11 protein-coding genes are annotated in these 14,007 nt (G+C 61.1%); all 11 read right to left on the bottom strand.

Annotated elements, in window-relative coordinates:
* Positions 1-43 precede the first annotated feature (43 nt).
* Positions 44-1,009: a hypothetical protein gene (locus QXZ85_RS24910; protein ID WP_315730785.1), complete on the bottom strand. Its 966-nt coding sequence runs from the start codon at positions 1,007-1,009 to the stop codon at positions 44-46.
* A 167-nt stretch (positions 1,010-1,176) separates the two neighbouring features.
* Entirely contained in the window at positions 1,177-1,506 is a 330-nt protein-coding gene (locus QXZ85_RS24905) for a helix-turn-helix transcriptional regulator (RefSeq protein WP_315702928.1), read from the bottom strand.
* 1,088 nt (positions 1,507-2,594) lie between these two features.
* The gene (locus QXZ85_RS24900) at positions 2,595-3,044 is read right to left on the bottom strand and encodes a cytochrome c (protein WP_315702927.1); all 450 of its coding nucleotides are present in this window, start codon (positions 3,042-3,044) and stop codon (positions 2,595-2,597) included.
* A gap of 94 nt (positions 3,045-3,138) precedes the next feature.
* Positions 3,139-4,422 carry a serine hydrolase domain-containing protein gene (locus QXZ85_RS24895; protein WP_315702926.1) on the bottom strand — a complete coding sequence of 428 codons (1,284 nt, stop codon included), beginning with the start codon at positions 4,420-4,422 and terminating at the stop codon, positions 3,139-3,141.
* A gap of 308 nt (positions 4,423-4,730) precedes the next feature.
* A complete protein-coding gene (locus QXZ85_RS24890) occupies positions 4,731-4,979 on the bottom strand; it encodes a hypothetical protein (RefSeq protein ID WP_315702925.1) in 249 nt (82 codons plus the stop codon).
* Positions 4,980-5,014: 35 nt separating this feature from the next.
* Positions 5,015-5,854, bottom strand: coding sequence for a hypothetical protein (locus QXZ85_RS24885; RefSeq protein WP_315702924.1), 840 nt, complete (start codon positions 5,852-5,854; stop codon positions 5,015-5,017).
* Positions 5,855-6,016: 162 nt separating this feature from the next.
* Positions 6,017-7,654, bottom strand: coding sequence for an ABC transporter ATP-binding protein (locus QXZ85_RS24880; protein WP_315728231.1), 1,638 nt, complete (start codon positions 7,652-7,654; stop codon positions 6,017-6,019).
* A 4-nt stretch (positions 7,655-7,658) separates the two neighbouring features.
* On the bottom strand, positions 7,659-8,837 hold the full coding sequence (locus QXZ85_RS24875; RefSeq protein WP_315728229.1) for an ABC transporter permease: 1,179 nt from the start codon (positions 8,835-8,837) through the stop codon (positions 7,659-7,661).
* Positions 8,837-9,949 carry a microcin C ABC transporter permease YejB gene (locus QXZ85_RS24870; protein WP_315702921.1) on the bottom strand — a complete coding sequence of 371 codons (1,113 nt, stop codon included), beginning with the start codon at positions 9,947-9,949 and terminating at the stop codon, positions 8,837-8,839. Before QXZ85_RS24870 ends, QXZ85_RS24875 begins: the two co-directional genes overlap by 1 nt.
* Positions 9,950-9,952: 3 nt before the next feature.
* Entirely contained in the window at positions 9,953-11,830 is a 1,878-nt protein-coding gene (locus QXZ85_RS24865) for an extracellular solute-binding protein (protein WP_316175057.1), read from the bottom strand.
* Positions 11,831-11,835: 5 nt separating this feature from the next.
* Positions 11,836-13,746, bottom strand: a complete 1,911-nt coding sequence (locus tag QXZ85_RS24860; protein WP_316174995.1) for an extracellular solute-binding protein — start codon at positions 13,744-13,746, stop codon at positions 11,836-11,838.
* Positions 13,747-14,007: the final 261 nt, after the last annotated feature.

Raw genomic sequence — 14,007 nt, 5'->3', positions numbered from 1 at the left:
AAGGCCAGCGGGGAGTATTTCTTGCAGTTGTGAACCCGGCCCTTCAGGCTGCACTCAGCATGCGAAGCCGCTGCTCCACCTGATCGAGCGGCGCACGCAAGGCCTTGCCGCCCTGCAGGCCGAACACGAATTCGCTCCCGTCGATATAGGCTTCGTAGGTCAATTGCGTCACGCCGCCCGGAAACACGACCTGCAGCGGCCCGTGGACCTGATTGCCTGAAATCACCTCACCTTGCACGACGTCCTTGTACAGGGCGACCCAGTAAACCGGCGCGACCTCGAACTGCGCGCCATTTCCGGAGTAAACGTTGGACTGCACCAGTGCCAGATCCCCGTCCATCCCGATGCCGAGATTCGCGAGCTCACCCGACTTGTTCTGGATCAGAACTTGCCCCGGATTGGCGCCGCCGTCCTCGAACAGTTGCTGAGCGCCGGATTCGAAACGACAGGCCCATTTCTGCCCCAGTTGAGTACCGAGCTTCTGCGAGGCCTTGTAGACGCCTTTCCCCCCGCTCTGCTTGTAGTTTGCGACGCCGACGAGATAGTTGATGTTCCACTGGACACCAGATTCACCGCTTTTCGGCACCGTCGTCTGCTTCCAAGACAGGCTCTTGAGCCCGGGCGAAGCGGGCAGCGTCTGATAGACGCTCAAGGTCCAGGTGTCTGGTGTGTTGTTCTGAAAATCGATTGTATACGTCGTGCTCGCAGCAATAGCTTGATCCATGACGACCGCCTCCTGTCCTGCCGAAACTGCCGCGCTGTATTTGAATTCGCCTTTCTGTCCCTCGTCCGTGATGGACTCGCAAACATACAGGCCGTAAGGGGCGTCTTGAAGGTTCGTGATTCGATAGGTGTGGTTCGACTTGAGCTTGAGCCCCTCCGTACGCGTGAGTTCCACCGGCGGATCCTCCTTCTTCTTCGGAAGCGCATCGCCCGTGCACTTTGTCTGGTAAGTCCAGACATCGCTCACCTTCAACCAAAGCTTATAGTAGGTCATGTTCATCTCCATTGGGCAAATCGGGTAAGAGCGATTGTTCACGTCCGTCGCCATTGCCCGATGAACTCAACTTTAGATGGTAATTTTTGAACGTCGATTGATTCCAATTTTGCGGGTCGCAAGCTCTTGCGCCTGGCACAACCAGCAGCCGCCCCCAATCAATTCAAATGTTCCCCAGGTCAGCTCTGCCCTGCCGCGACCAACCTGATGAATTTCATGAGCGCGGCAGCCGCGCCCGGAGATAAGAGCGCAAGCAGCTCCGTATGGGCGGGGGCCACTTCGCTACGCTCTTTATGCTGATCCATATGACCGATGCCGAGTAATAGCCAATCTGCCGAGATATCCAGTTCACGACAGAGGGCAATCGCATTGTCCAGCGTCATTGTGCCGTCCTCCTTCCATCGTGTAATCGCACTCTCGTGAACCCCCAATGCCCGGGCCAATGCATGCTGCTTGCGGACTGCCCTCGCCTCCAGTGCCTGTTTGATCCTTGCGCCTCGAGAATTCATGCCCGCCCCGTTGGACGCTCGCTTTCGCTGCAGCCGGTCTAGGCGCGCACCTCAACATTGGCGGCCGGCCAAGCCGATCGTCGCACAACCATTACTAGAATTTGATAAACTGACCTATAGGTGAGCGCATTGCCGAGACAATGGCTGCGACGACGCGTCTCCTTGTCCTTCGGTCGAACTTGCTCCAGCGGGCGTGACGCTGCTTCGTTCTGCCGAGGGCACACGCAGATTCGTCGGCTGGGCCGAGCGAAGCGTGTCCACCATTCGATGCCGGCCTCCGCGAGGCAATGTGGGCATGCGCCCCTTCACCTCCAGCTACACCGAATTGGCTTATCCGCCTGCGCTTTGGCTCCGTCATCGCGAGCCACGAAACAACGAAGCAACGAAGCAATTCAAGCCTCCTGCTTTCGCCTTGAATTGCTTCGCGGAAGCCTGTCATCCGGCCGTGCATCGCGCCGACCGGGCGGCTCGCAATACGGACACCGGCATCGGTGCCGCGCATCGCGAACCATGTCATCCCTATGTACCTATCAAACAGCAAGACAGACATCTGCGATCTCGCGACGTGATCCGCCCGAGCTTTGCGAAACGACGGCCCTCGAAATGGCGGAGGGCGCAGGGAAGGCCGGGTGCTGACCGCACCCATGGCTCGCGTGCAGAGAAAGCACGCGGCAGAACCACAGGTACGGGCCGAACAACCGGCCTTCCCTGCGCGATGGCTTTACGGCTTATACGCGATCTCCCCAGGGACCGGCTTTCTTGCCCCTGTCGTCAGTGCGATGCGCAAGCATCGTCGCCAACTTAGCGCCAGCACCGGGGCGCCAGGACCACGCGACTTCGTCGTGCGCGTCGGGATTGTTCGTCGGCGCGAATGAACCGCGCTGCAACCCGACACGCCCATCGCATCCCGCTTCCCACGTCCGTGACGGTCGCGAAACGCCCCTCCTGAAGGAGGCGGGACAGCGACGATTAATGCCGGTGATTTGCCCGACGAGGCAAGCTGATTCTTTTTTTCCGAAGGGATGGACAGGTTTCGGCAAGGCATGCCCGTCGGGCAAACCACCTGCGGCTCTCGGGCTGGCTGGCGATTACTTTTGCTGAATGCGGTTGAGATAATCGATGACCGCGAGAATGCGCGTTCGCACGACGACTTCCGGGCTTTGCTGCGGCCCCGCCAGCTTCCAATAATACGGATCGACATCATGAGGCAAATTGACGATCGGGTTGAATCGTTGTCCCCAGATCGGCATTTCACGCGAGCCATGAGCGGCGATCGCTTTCGATCCGTAGATCGTTTCATAAACCGCGTTGGTAGGAAACACCCCGTTGTTCTTCTTGGCCAGTAGCGTCAGATCGGGGGGCGCGACCTTGAGCTGGGCGCTGACCGGCCCTCCGCCCTTCCCATCCGCACCATGACAACTCGCACACGAAGACTGAAATTCCGACTTGCCGATGTCGACGTCTTCGGCCTGAGCTGCAGCGGCGAAGCCAGTGGCAAGACCGGCAACGATCAACCATTCTGCAACAGCTTTTATCATGTCACCTCCGACGCGGGTTGGGACGCCTTACTACTAGAAGCTCTGGTCACCGAGAGATTGACGCACATCAAGACGGCCTTGCCGTGTGGTGCCGTCAATTCTCCATCGCCTCATAGATCAGCTGCTTCACCGTCTTCTGGATCCGCTGGCGCTCCGAGGGAGTCTGCTCGAGCAAAACGAAGAACATGTCCTGCTTGCGATCGATCACGAAATAGCAGCCGCTGGCGCCGTCCCATTTCAATTCGCCAAGATCGCCTGGTGCCGGCGGCGTGGCGTTGCCCGCATCGGTGCGCACGGCGAGGCCGAGCCCAAAGCCGAAGCCGTCGCCGGGGAAGTAGAAGAAATCGCGATCGACGCCCGAATCCGGTCCGACCTGATCAGTCGTCAGCAGCTTGAACGCTCGCGGGCTAAGAATGGTCTTGCCCTCGAATTTGCCGCCGTCCAGCAGCATCTGCGCGAAGCGCGCGTAGTCCGCCATGGTCGAGACCATGCCGCCGCTGGCATACATGATCTTCTTTGGGACGGTCGGGTTGTTTTCACGACCTACCCGGAAATCGCTGTCATTGGGCATCGGCTGGGCGAGCAGCTTTTGCTTTTCCGGATCGGTGACGAAGAACCCGGTGTCCTTCATGCCGAGCGGATCGAGCAGCTCTTCCCGCTCGACATCGATCAGGGACTTCCCGGACACGATCTCCATGATCCGCGCCAGGATGTCGGTGGAATGACCATACTGCCAAAGCGCGCCGGGTTGATTGTGCAGCGGCAGTTTGGCGATCCGTTCGGCGAACTCGGCAAGATCGAAATCACCGGCATAGATATTGGCGCCCCTGTAGGCCTTGCGAACCAGGCTATCACCATAAAAGCCGTAGGTGATGCCGGAAGTCTGGCGCATCAAGTCCAGCACGGTCGGCGGCCGGTCCGGCGGCACCAGTTCGAGCGTCTTGGTCCCGTCGCTGGCTTCCTTCTCGACGCCGACCTTCACATTTGCAAAGGACGGAATGTATTTGGCGACCGGATCGTCGAGCGAGAACTTGCCCTCGTCCAGCATCTTCACCGCGACCACGCTGGTGATAGCCTTGGTCATCGAGAACAGGCGGAAGATGGTGTGGTCGGTGATCGGCGCCTTCGAGACCACGTCCTGCACGCCAAAGGCTTCGTGATACACCGGCTTGCCGTGCTGCTGGATCAGCAGGATCGCTCCGGGAATTTTGCCGGTCGCCACTTCGTTCCGGAAGAACTCGCTGAGCTTCGCCAGCTTGTCCTTGTTGAAATGGGCCCCTGCGGGGATTTCAAAAGTTCCCTCGGCCCAAGCCGAGGGTGCAGCCGCGATCAGCAGCGCGCTACAGGCAAGCAACAGCAACGCCCGAAAGGGTCTCATCAAGCTCTCCTGGTTTTGCCCAAGTTTAGCCGTCCGTGCGCGATCGGCACAAGAGAAACCGAGCGTCGCTTGCGGTGGCAAAGGCACTGGGTAACCAGCCACCAATACTGCTGGTGCGGCGCAAAATGGGAAGCTGGTGTTTGAGCCTGGATTCCAAAATTCGCGAGCGAGTGCCGCTCAATTCTCAACTTCCTGCAAGTCGCAGGTATTAGCAAGTCCCCACGTCAAAACGACCCTGGCGTCGCTCCAGAGCGGTCGTTTGCGCGCCTTCGGACTCAGCGAGCGCGAGACTCAGGAAACGTGCGTCATTAGTTCCCACAGGGCGCAACATAGCAATTTGCGCAGTTGCCGTTACCGTCGCAATAACAAACGGTCAGCGTGTTATCCGGACGACAATTGGTCATCAGACACCAATCGCCCTTCTGCACCGCGCCGCCGCACGGCCTCCGATGCGCAAAATGCGGCAAAGCCTTTTCTTCAGTCGAGAGATCTATTCGCTGGTATCCTCGACGAACGGCTTCGACTTCGGTTTGGGCAATATCATTGTTATCAGCCATGGTGCGCACTCCTCTCGTCTACGAGGTGGGACAGATTATCGAGGCAGGCTCTGGATTGCGGTGGTGATACCCTGAATTTGAGCACCGAGATGGGCCGCATCGATCGCTTGCGTCGAAACAAGCGGCCTTCCGCCTGGAGCGATTGACGTCATGGGCCCCATTGTAATGAGGAGATCGTCCGTTCTTGCCCGGGTGGCGCCTAAGAATGTGCCGGACGGGTTGACGGTTACGGATACGAGCTTCCAAATCGGCGTGATACCGCCTGTCAAAGTCACGACGAACTGGACCTCGTGCGAGGTGGTGTCGAGAGGCCCACCTGATTTGAACGGATCGGATACCGTCTTCGGCGTTGACGCGAGCAGCCCCACGGTTTCGACCCACTCCTTGAGCTTCAGGTCGCTTTCGATCAGGATATCGCTGTAATGCTCGCATAGTTTCGGCTCTCGAGCGGGCAACCTATGAGTTTTCGGATCGAGCAAGTCCGCAAAGACAAAGTAGAAATTGACCGTCTCCGTACGGGTGGCATCGGCGGATAAAGAGCCGTTTGCGTTCAGCGAGAAGGTTCCTGGAGGCGTTACGAGCACGCTGGGACTGAGATTGCTTTGCTCTTCAACGATGATCTTGAGGGTCGCCTTCGCGCCCCATGTTGCAAGCCATCCGACGGGATTGGCGTCTTTCTCCTGATACTCCATGATGACGTCGTAGACGGCTTTGCCGAGCTCGCATTTCACCTGGTTTGCGATGCGATTGACAAAGATTCCCGTGTCGTAAGGCGACCGCGCCAGCGGATCGAACGCCGGTGTGACCCAACCACATGCGCTCAGGCCAACGGCGAAAAGCGTTAGAGCGATCATCGTCGCGACTCGGGTAAACATGGCATCCCCCACACCACCGCGCGCGCCGCAGAGCGCCGACCTGACGCTACCTTAGGATGAGGTATAGCTGAGGTAAAGCTCCAGCTGTCCGTTCGCTATTTCGCGAACGGAGATCGGGCGGACCTGAGCAAGGACCCGACGATCGTTACAGGGCCCAAGTTCCTAAGTCGCGACCGCGCCGCCGCTGGCGGCCTCGTTGCGGAAGGCGGCCGCGAACAGCGCGCGCGTGTAGTCCGACTTCGGATTCTTGAACAGTTCGACAGCCGCCCCCTCCTCGACCACCTTGCCGTCACGCATCACGATGAGATGGCTGGCCAGCGCTGCGACCACGCGCAGATCGTGCGAGATGAACATGTAGGTCAGGTCGTGCTTGCGCTGCAGCTCGCGCAACAGATCGACCATCTGCGACTGGAACAGCATGTCGAGCGCAGAGGTCGGCTCGTCCAGCACCACGAAGCTCGGCTCCAGCACCACGGCGCGCGCAATCGAGATGCGCTGGCGCTGGCCGCCGGAGAATTCATGCGGATAGCGGAAGCGTGTCTCAGGATCGAGCCCGACGTCCTTGAGCGCCTTGATCACGCGCGCCTCACGCTCCTCGTCCGACAGGTTCGGCTGGTGGACGCTCAAGCCCTCGGCGATGATGTCGCCGACCGACATGCGCGGGCTGAGTGAACCGAAGGGATCCTGGAACACAACCTGCATGTCGCGGCGGAACGGACGGACGTCCTTGAACTTGAGGCCCTGAATGTTTCGGCCGAGAAACACGATCGGTCCATCCGACGAGATCAGCCGCAACAGCGCCAGCCCCAGCGTGGTCTTGCCGGAACCGGATTCGCCGACGACGCCGAGCGTCTCGCCCTTGCGCACCGCGATGCTGACGCCATCGACCGCCTTGATATGCCCCACGGTCGAGCGGAACAGGCCACGCTTGATCGGAAACCAGACCTTGAGATCCTTGGCCGACATCACTTCCGGCGCATTGGGTCGCGGCGGCGCCGGATCCGGCTTGGGCTCGGCCGCGAGCAGCGCCTTGGTGTAAGGATGTTTCGGCGTCGAAAAGACCTGCTCGACCGGGCCCTGCTCGACGATCTTGCCGCCATTCATGACGCAGACGCGATCGGCGATGCGGCGGACGATGCCGAGATCATGGGTGATGAACAGCAGGCTCATGCCGAGCCGGGCGCGGATGTCCGCGAGCAGCGTCAGGATCTGCGCCTGCACGGTGACGTCGAGCGCGGTGGTCGGCTCGTCGGCGATCAAGAGATCCGGCTCATTGGCGAGCGCCATCGCGATCATCACGCGCTGGCGCTGGCCGCCGGAGAGCTGGTGCGGATAGGAACCGAGCCGCGTCTCCGGCTCAGGGATGCCGACCTGTGTCAACAGTTCCAGCGTCCGCGCCCGTGCAGCGCTGTTCGACATCGGCCGGTGGAGGTGAATGATCTCGGTAATCTGCCGCTCGATCGTATGCAGCGGATTGAGCGAGGTCATGGGCTCCTGGAAGATGATGGAAATATCGCTGCCGCGGATCTCCCGGATCTCCCGGTCGGACAGCGTGAGCAGGTCGCGCCCGTTGAAGCGGATGGTGCCTGACGGATGCGACGCCACCGGATAGGGCAGCAGCCTCAGGATCGACAGCGCGCTGACCGATTTGCCGGAGCCGGATTCGCCGACCAGCGCCACGCATTCCCCGCGCTTGATATCGAACGAGACGTGATCGACGGCGAGTGACGTCCGACCCTGCTGGTGGAACGTCACCGAGAGGTCCTCGACCGATAAGAGCAACGGGTTGATCGCGTCCATGCGTTTACCTGAAGGTCTTGCGCGGATCGAAGGCGTCGCGCACGGCTTCACCGATGAAGATCAGCAGCGACAGCATGACCGCCACCGAGAAGAAGCCGGTGAGCCCGAGCCACGGCGCCTGCACGTTGGCCTTGGCCTGGGACAGCAATTCGCCCAGCGAGGGAGAACCGGGCGGCAGACCAAAGCCGAGGAAATCGAGCGCGGTCAGCGTCATCACCGAGCTCGAGACGATGAAGGGCAGGAACGTCATGGTCGCGACCATCGCGTTCGGCAACAGATGGCGGACCATGATGACGGCGTTGGAGACGCCGAGCGCGCGCGCCGCCTGGATGTATTCAAAATTGCGGCCGCGCAAAAATTCCGCGCGCACCAATCCCACCAGCGACACCCAGGAAAACAACAGCATGATGCCGAGCAAGGTGAAGAAGCCGGGCACCAGCACCGCGGACAGGATCAGCAGCAGATAGAGGTAGGGAATCGCGTTCCAGATCTCGATGAAGCGCTGGAACAACAGATCGACCCAGCCGCCGAAATAGCCCTGCACGCCGCCGGCGGCGACCCCGATGATCGAGGAAAACAGCGTGAGCGTCAGGCCGAACAGCACCGAGATCCGGAAACCATAGATCAGGCGCGCCACGACGTCGCGGCCCTGGTCGTCGGTGCCGAGCCAGTTATATTCGAGATCGCGGCAGCTCTTCAGCCCCTTCTTCTCGACCACCGGCTTGCACTGCGCTTCCGTCAGCATCCAGGTCGGCGGCGATGGCGCCGGGGTCGGCAGATCGAGGTTGTGGGTGTCGTAGGAGTAACGGATCAGCGGCCAGACGATGGTGCCGCCCTTCGCCGCGATCAGCTTCTGCAAATAGGGATCGCGATAATCGGCCTCGGTCTCGAAGTCACCGCCGAAAGCGGTCTCCGGATAGGACACGAAGGCCGGCCAATACAGATGACCGTCGAACTTGATCAGGAACGGACTGTCATTCGCGATCAATTCGGCGAACAGGGAGACGAAAAACAGAACCAGGAAGATCCAGAACGACCAGTAGCCGCGCTTGTTCGCCTTGAAGTTCTGCCAGCGCCGCTGATTCAAAGGTGAGGGACGGAAGCGCTGCCGCGTCGGCGGCACGGCTTCGCCGAGCGGCTCCCGCGTCGTGGTCTCGACCGGTGGCGGAGCGACCAGCGTCATCAGACCTCCCGCGCCTCGAAATCGATCCGGGGATCGATCCACATGTAAGTGAGATCGGAAAGGAGATTCACGACGAGGCCGACCAGTGAGAAGATATAGAGCGTGCCGAACACGACCGGATAGTCCCGGTTCAATACGCTCTCGAACGACAGCAGCCCGAGCCCGTCGAGCGAAAAGATGGTCTCGATCAGCAGCGAGCCGGAGAAGAAGGCGCTGATGAACGCGCCCGGGAAGCCCGCGATCACGATCAGCATGGCGTTGCGGAAGACGTGATTATACAGCACCTGCCGCTCGCTGCAGCCTTTTGCCCGCGCCGTCATCACATATTGCTTGCGGATCTCGTCCAGGAACGAGTTCTTGGTCAGCAGGGTCATGGTGGCGAAGGCGCCGAGCGCCATGGAGACCAGCGGCAGCGTGAGGTGCCAGAAATAATCAGTGATCTTCCAGTACCAGGGCAAGGTCGCCCAGTAATCCGAGGTGAGCCCGCGCAGCGGGAAGATGTTCAGGAACGATCCGCCGGCAAGCAGGATGATCAGGAGGATCGCGAACAGAAAGCCGGGAATCGCAAAGCCGACGATGATGACGGCCGAGGTCCAAGTATCGAAGCGACTGCCGTCCTGCACCGCCTTGCGGATGCCGAGCGGAATCGAAATCAGATAGGTCAGCAGCGTCATCCAGATGCCGAGCGACATCGACACCGGCAGCTTCTCCTTGATCAGCTGGATCACGCTGACGTCGCGGAAATAGCTCTTGCCGAAATCGAAGCGCGCGAAATTCCACACCATCAGCGCGAAGCGTTCCGGCGCCGGCTTGTCGAAGCCGAACTGCTTTTCGAGGTTCTTGATGAAGGCGGGATCGAGCCCCTGCGCGCCGCGATATTTGGAATTGACCGCATCGGCGGCGGCGCCGATCTGGCCTTGGCCACGGGCGCCGAAATCACCGCCTCCGCCGGAGATGCGCGAGGTGCCGCCGGTGTCGGCGCCGGTGAGTTGCGCGATGACGCGCTCGACCGGGCCGCCGGGCGCAAACTGCACGACGACGAAGGAGACGAACAGGATCCCGAACAAGGTCGGGATCATCAGGAGAATGCGGCGGGCGATGTAAGCGGCCATGGATTATTTCGTCTGCTCGAGCTTGGCCGCCTTGGCGGCGTCAAACCACCACATGTCCGGCACGCCGGCTGCCTGCGCGTATTTCGGCAGCCTGGCCGGATGGTCGAACTCGTCCCAATAGGCGATCGGATGGGTCGAGCGGTACCATTGCGGGACCCAATAACGCCCGGCCCGGAAGACACGATCGATCGCGCGGCAGGCCGCCGTCAGCTCGGCACGGTTTTCGGCCGCGATCGCCTTCTCGACCAGCGCGTCCATCGCAGGACTGACGATGCCCGCAAGGTTGTAGGAGCCCTTGGTCGAAGCCTCCTTCGAGCCGAAATACGGACGCAGGCTGTCGCCAGGGGTCGCCGACATCGAGAGCCGCTCCATGGCGATGTCGAAATCGAAGTCCTCGACGCGGGCACGAAATTGCACGGCATCGACGATGCGCAAACTGGCATCGATGCCGAGCTGCTGAAGGTTCTTGATGAAAGGCCCGTGGTGCGGCTGGAGCCCCACCTCATCGACCAGGAATTCGACGCTGAAGCGCTCGCCGTTGGGCAAGTAGCGCTTGCCGTCCTTGACCGTCAGCCCGGCTTCATTCAGCAGCTGCTGCGCCTTGCGCAGCAGGGTGCGGTCCTGGCCCGAGCCGTCTGAGACCGGCGGCACGAACGGCGATCCGAACACCTCGTCCGGCACCTGGCCGCGGAACGGCTCCAGCAGCTTCAGCTCTTCCGGCGAGGGCGGGCCCTCGGCGACCATGTCCGTATTCTGGAACGGCGAGACCAGGCGCGTATAGGCGCCGTACATGATGGTCTTGTTGGTCCATTCGAAATCGAAGGCGTAATTGAAGGCCTCGCGCACGCGCGGATCCTTGAACTTGTCGCGGCGGGTGTTCATGAACCAGCCCTGCCCTCCGGACGGCATCTCGTCCGGCAAGGTCTCGCGCTTGACGCGGCCGTCCTTCACGGCGGCGAAATCATAGCGCGTCGCCCAGATCCGGGCGGTGAACTCCTCGCGATAGAGATAGTTCTTGCCGGAAAAGCCTTCATAAGCGACGTCGCGATCGCGATAGAATTCGTAGCGGACCACGTCGAAATTGTAGCTGCCGCGGCAGACCGGCAGATCGGCTGCCCACCAGTCCTTGACCCGCTCATATTCGACGAAGCGGTTGATCTCGTATTTGCCGACTTTGTACGGCCCGCTGCCGAGCGGCACCTCGATCGTGGATTCCTCGAACGGATGCGCGGCATAATAGGCCTTGGAGAAGATCGGCAGGCTCGCGACAAAGAGCGGCACGTCGCGGGCGCGATCCTTGGCGAAAGTCACGACCACGGTCGCATCATCGAGCGCCTCGGCCTTCTCCATGAAGCGCAGCTGCGTCACGATCAGCGCGTGGCCTTTTTCCTTGAGCGTGGTCAGCGACCACGCGACATCCTGCGCCGTGATCTTCGAGCCGTCGTGGAAGCGCGCCTCGGGCCGCAGGGTAAAGCGATAGGTCAGCTTGTCCGGCGAGATCGCCACCGACCTGGCCGCATAACCATACATCGCGTCCGGCTCGTCGGACGCCGACGCCATCAGCGACACGAAGGTCATGTTCATGCCCTGCGCGCCTTCGCCCTTCATGATGTAGGCGTTGAAGGAGTTGAAGGTGAAATAGGACTGGTTATAGGCGCGCGCCGAAGGGATGAAGGAGAACAAGCCGCCCTTCGGCGCATCCGGATTGACGTAGTCGAAGTGATGAAAGTCGGCGGGATATTTCAGGTCGCCGAACGCCGACATGCCGTGGGATTCGGTCTCACCCTCGCTTGCAATGACGGGTCGCAGGACGCCAGCGCTCAGTGCGCCCAGACCAACGCCGAGCACACGCCGGCGCGACAATGGGAGCCGATGAAGCAGCCGGCTCAAGAGCGACCACCCGTCTTCGCGGCCTTGTCGGCGTCCCACCACCAGATATCCGGAAAACCGGACAAGCCATACTTGGGAAGCTTCTCGGGATGGCCGAACCTATCCCATCGCGCGGTCCGCACCTTCGGGTAGTTCCATTGCGGGACCACGTAGTGGTTCCACAACAGCACGCGATCGAGCGCGCGCGTCGATGCGATCAGGTCGTCGCGGCTCTTGGCGTAGATCACCTGGTCGATCAGCTTGTCGACGGCCGGATTCTTGATGCCGATGTAATTCTCCGAACCGTTGGAGTCGGCCGCCTGCGACCCCCAATATTCGCGCTGCTCGTTGCCGGGCGACAGCGACTCGCCCCAGGAGTGGATGGCCAGCACGTCGAAATCACGATTGCGCAGGCGATTTTCGTACTGGATCGCGTCGACGGCGCGGACAGAAACCGAACAGCCGAGCCGCTCGAGCGAGGGTTTGTAGAACAGCGCGACCCGCTCATAGGCCGGACTTTCGGTCAGAGTGAGCAGCTCGATACTCAGGGGCTGACCGGTCTTGGCGCTGATGAGCTTGCGCTCCCGTATCTCATAGCCCGCCTCCTTCAAGAGGCGCTGGGCCTCCAGCAGGTTGCGCCTGACAGCCTCGGGGCTACCGCCCACGGGATTGCTGTATTCGGTCGTAAACACCTCTGCCGGCACCTCGGCGCGGACCGTTTCCAGAATTTCCAGCTCACGCCCTTGCGGAAGCCCCGAAGATGCAAGCTCCGTCCCGTCGAAGTAGCTCGATATCCGCTTATAAGCGCCGTAGAAGAGCTGCTTGTTCATCTCCTCGAAATCGAACGCGAAATTGAGCGCCCGACGGACACGCGGATCCTTGAACTGATCGCGACGGATGTTCGGCACGAATGCCTGCATCACGCCGGAGCTGCGGTTTGGAAACTCCTCCAGCACTACGCGCTTGTCCTTGGCTGCCGGGAAGTCGTAGGCCGTCGCCCAATCCTTCGCGGAGCTCTCAGTTCGCCAATCGCATTGGTCGCCCTTGAATGCCACCAGTGCCACCCCACTGTCCCGCACGTAGTCGTAGCGATAGGTCTCGAAGTTGAACCGCCCGACATTGACGTTCAGATCGCGTCCCCAATAATTCTCGACCCGCTGGAGCACGATGGAACGTCCGGCATCGAATTCCTTGACGCGATACGGACCGGATCCGAGCGGCGGCTCCAGCGTAGTCGCGGAGATGTCGCGCTTCCGACCGTTGCTGTCAGTGCCTTCCCACCAATGTTTCGGCAGGACCGTCAGCTCACCGACGATCTGGGGCAGTTCGCGATTGCCCGGAGCATCGAAGGTGAACTTCACGTCGCGCTCGCCGATGGCCTCGGCGCCGACGACATGCTTGTAGTAGGCGCTGTAGCGCGGGTGGAAGGTCTTGAAGGACTGCAGCGAGAAGATCACGTCGGCCGGCGTGACGGGCTTTCCGTCGTTCCATTTGGCGTCGGCGCGCAGCCGGTAGATGACCCAGGAGAAGTCGTCGGGATGCTGCGCCGCTTCGGCCAGCAATCCGTACTCGGTGGCCGGCTCGTCGAGAGATCGTGCCGTCAAACTCTCGTAGATGTAGCCTGTGCCGACAGCGATCGAGCCCTTCACGCCGGCGATGACCGGATTGAAATTGTCGAACGTTCCGACCGGCGCCAGCCGCACCACGCCGCCTTTCGGCGCGTCCGGATTGACATAGTCGAACCGCTTGAAGTCGGGCGGATATTTGACGTCACCGAACAGGGACAGCGCGTGGCGCCAGGCAGGCTCGCTGGCCGATTGGGCCTGAGCCGCGGTGGTGAAGGCCGGAAGGCTCGCGGTGGCCCCGAGCGCCGGGGTCATCGCGGCCAAGGCGCTGCTCTTGAGAAGCTGTCGTCGGGTAATCGCCAAATGAGGGGTCCTTTGCAGAGAGCCTTATGCAGAGAGCCTTGGCCGACACGCGAGGGGATCGCGGTCAACCGGCATTGCGCTCCAGTGTAGTGAGCTTCGTCAGTCCGGAAAACACAGTCCGATGATCCGGTCCGGGTTCCATTCAGAGCGCAATATACGGCAAGGATTCGGCAAATAACGTTGCTTTTTCCTCATGATATCAGGTTGTGAACGGGGCCGCTGCGGCGAAAGGTCCCAAACCGCCCCGAAGCCTCTCCGATA

Source organism: Bradyrhizobium sp. SZCCHNGR1005 (assembly GCF_032489995.1).
Lineage (GTDB): Bacteria > Pseudomonadota > Alphaproteobacteria > Rhizobiales > Xanthobacteraceae > Bradyrhizobium.
The sequence above is the reverse complement of the archived record's forward strand: the minus strand, read 5'-3'. Positions and strand labels throughout refer to the sequence as shown.

What these genes read in the sequence shown, in the direction of transcription:
- QXZ85_RS24895 (WP_315702926.1), bottom strand. Translation starts at nt 4,422, where the DNA reads ATGAGACCCTTTCGGGCGTTGCTGTTGCTTGCCTGTAGCGCGCTGCTG.
- QXZ85_RS24900 (WP_315702927.1), bottom strand. Translation starts at nt 3,044, where the DNA reads ATGATAAAAGCTGTTGCAGAATGGTTGATCGTTGCCGGTCTTGCCACT.
- QXZ85_RS24905 (WP_315702928.1), bottom strand. Translation starts at nt 1,506, where the DNA reads ATGAATTCTCGAGGCGCAAGGATCAAACAGGCACTGGAGGCGAGGGCA.
- QXZ85_RS24910 (WP_315730785.1), bottom strand. Translation starts at nt 1,009, where the DNA reads ATGGAGATGAACATGACCTACTATAAGCTTTGGTTGAAGGTGAGCGAT.
- QXZ85_RS24870 (WP_315702921.1), bottom strand. Translation starts at nt 9,949, where the DNA reads ATGGCCGCTTACATCGCCCGCCGCATTCTCCTGATGATCCCGACCTTG.
- QXZ85_RS24880 (WP_315728231.1), bottom strand. Translation starts at nt 7,654, where the DNA reads ATGGACGCGATCAACCCGTTGCTCTTATCGGTCGAGGACCTCTCGGTG.
- QXZ85_RS24890 (WP_315702925.1), bottom strand. Translation starts at nt 4,979, where the DNA reads ATGGCTGATAACAATGATATTGCCCAAACCGAAGTCGAAGCCGTTCGT.
- QXZ85_RS24885 (WP_315702924.1), bottom strand. Translation starts at nt 5,854, where the DNA reads ATGTTTACCCGAGTCGCGACGATGATCGCTCTAACGCTTTTCGCCGTT.
- QXZ85_RS24875 (WP_315728229.1), bottom strand. Translation starts at nt 8,837, where the DNA reads ATGACGCTGGTCGCTCCGCCACCGGTCGAGACCACGACGCGGGAGCCG.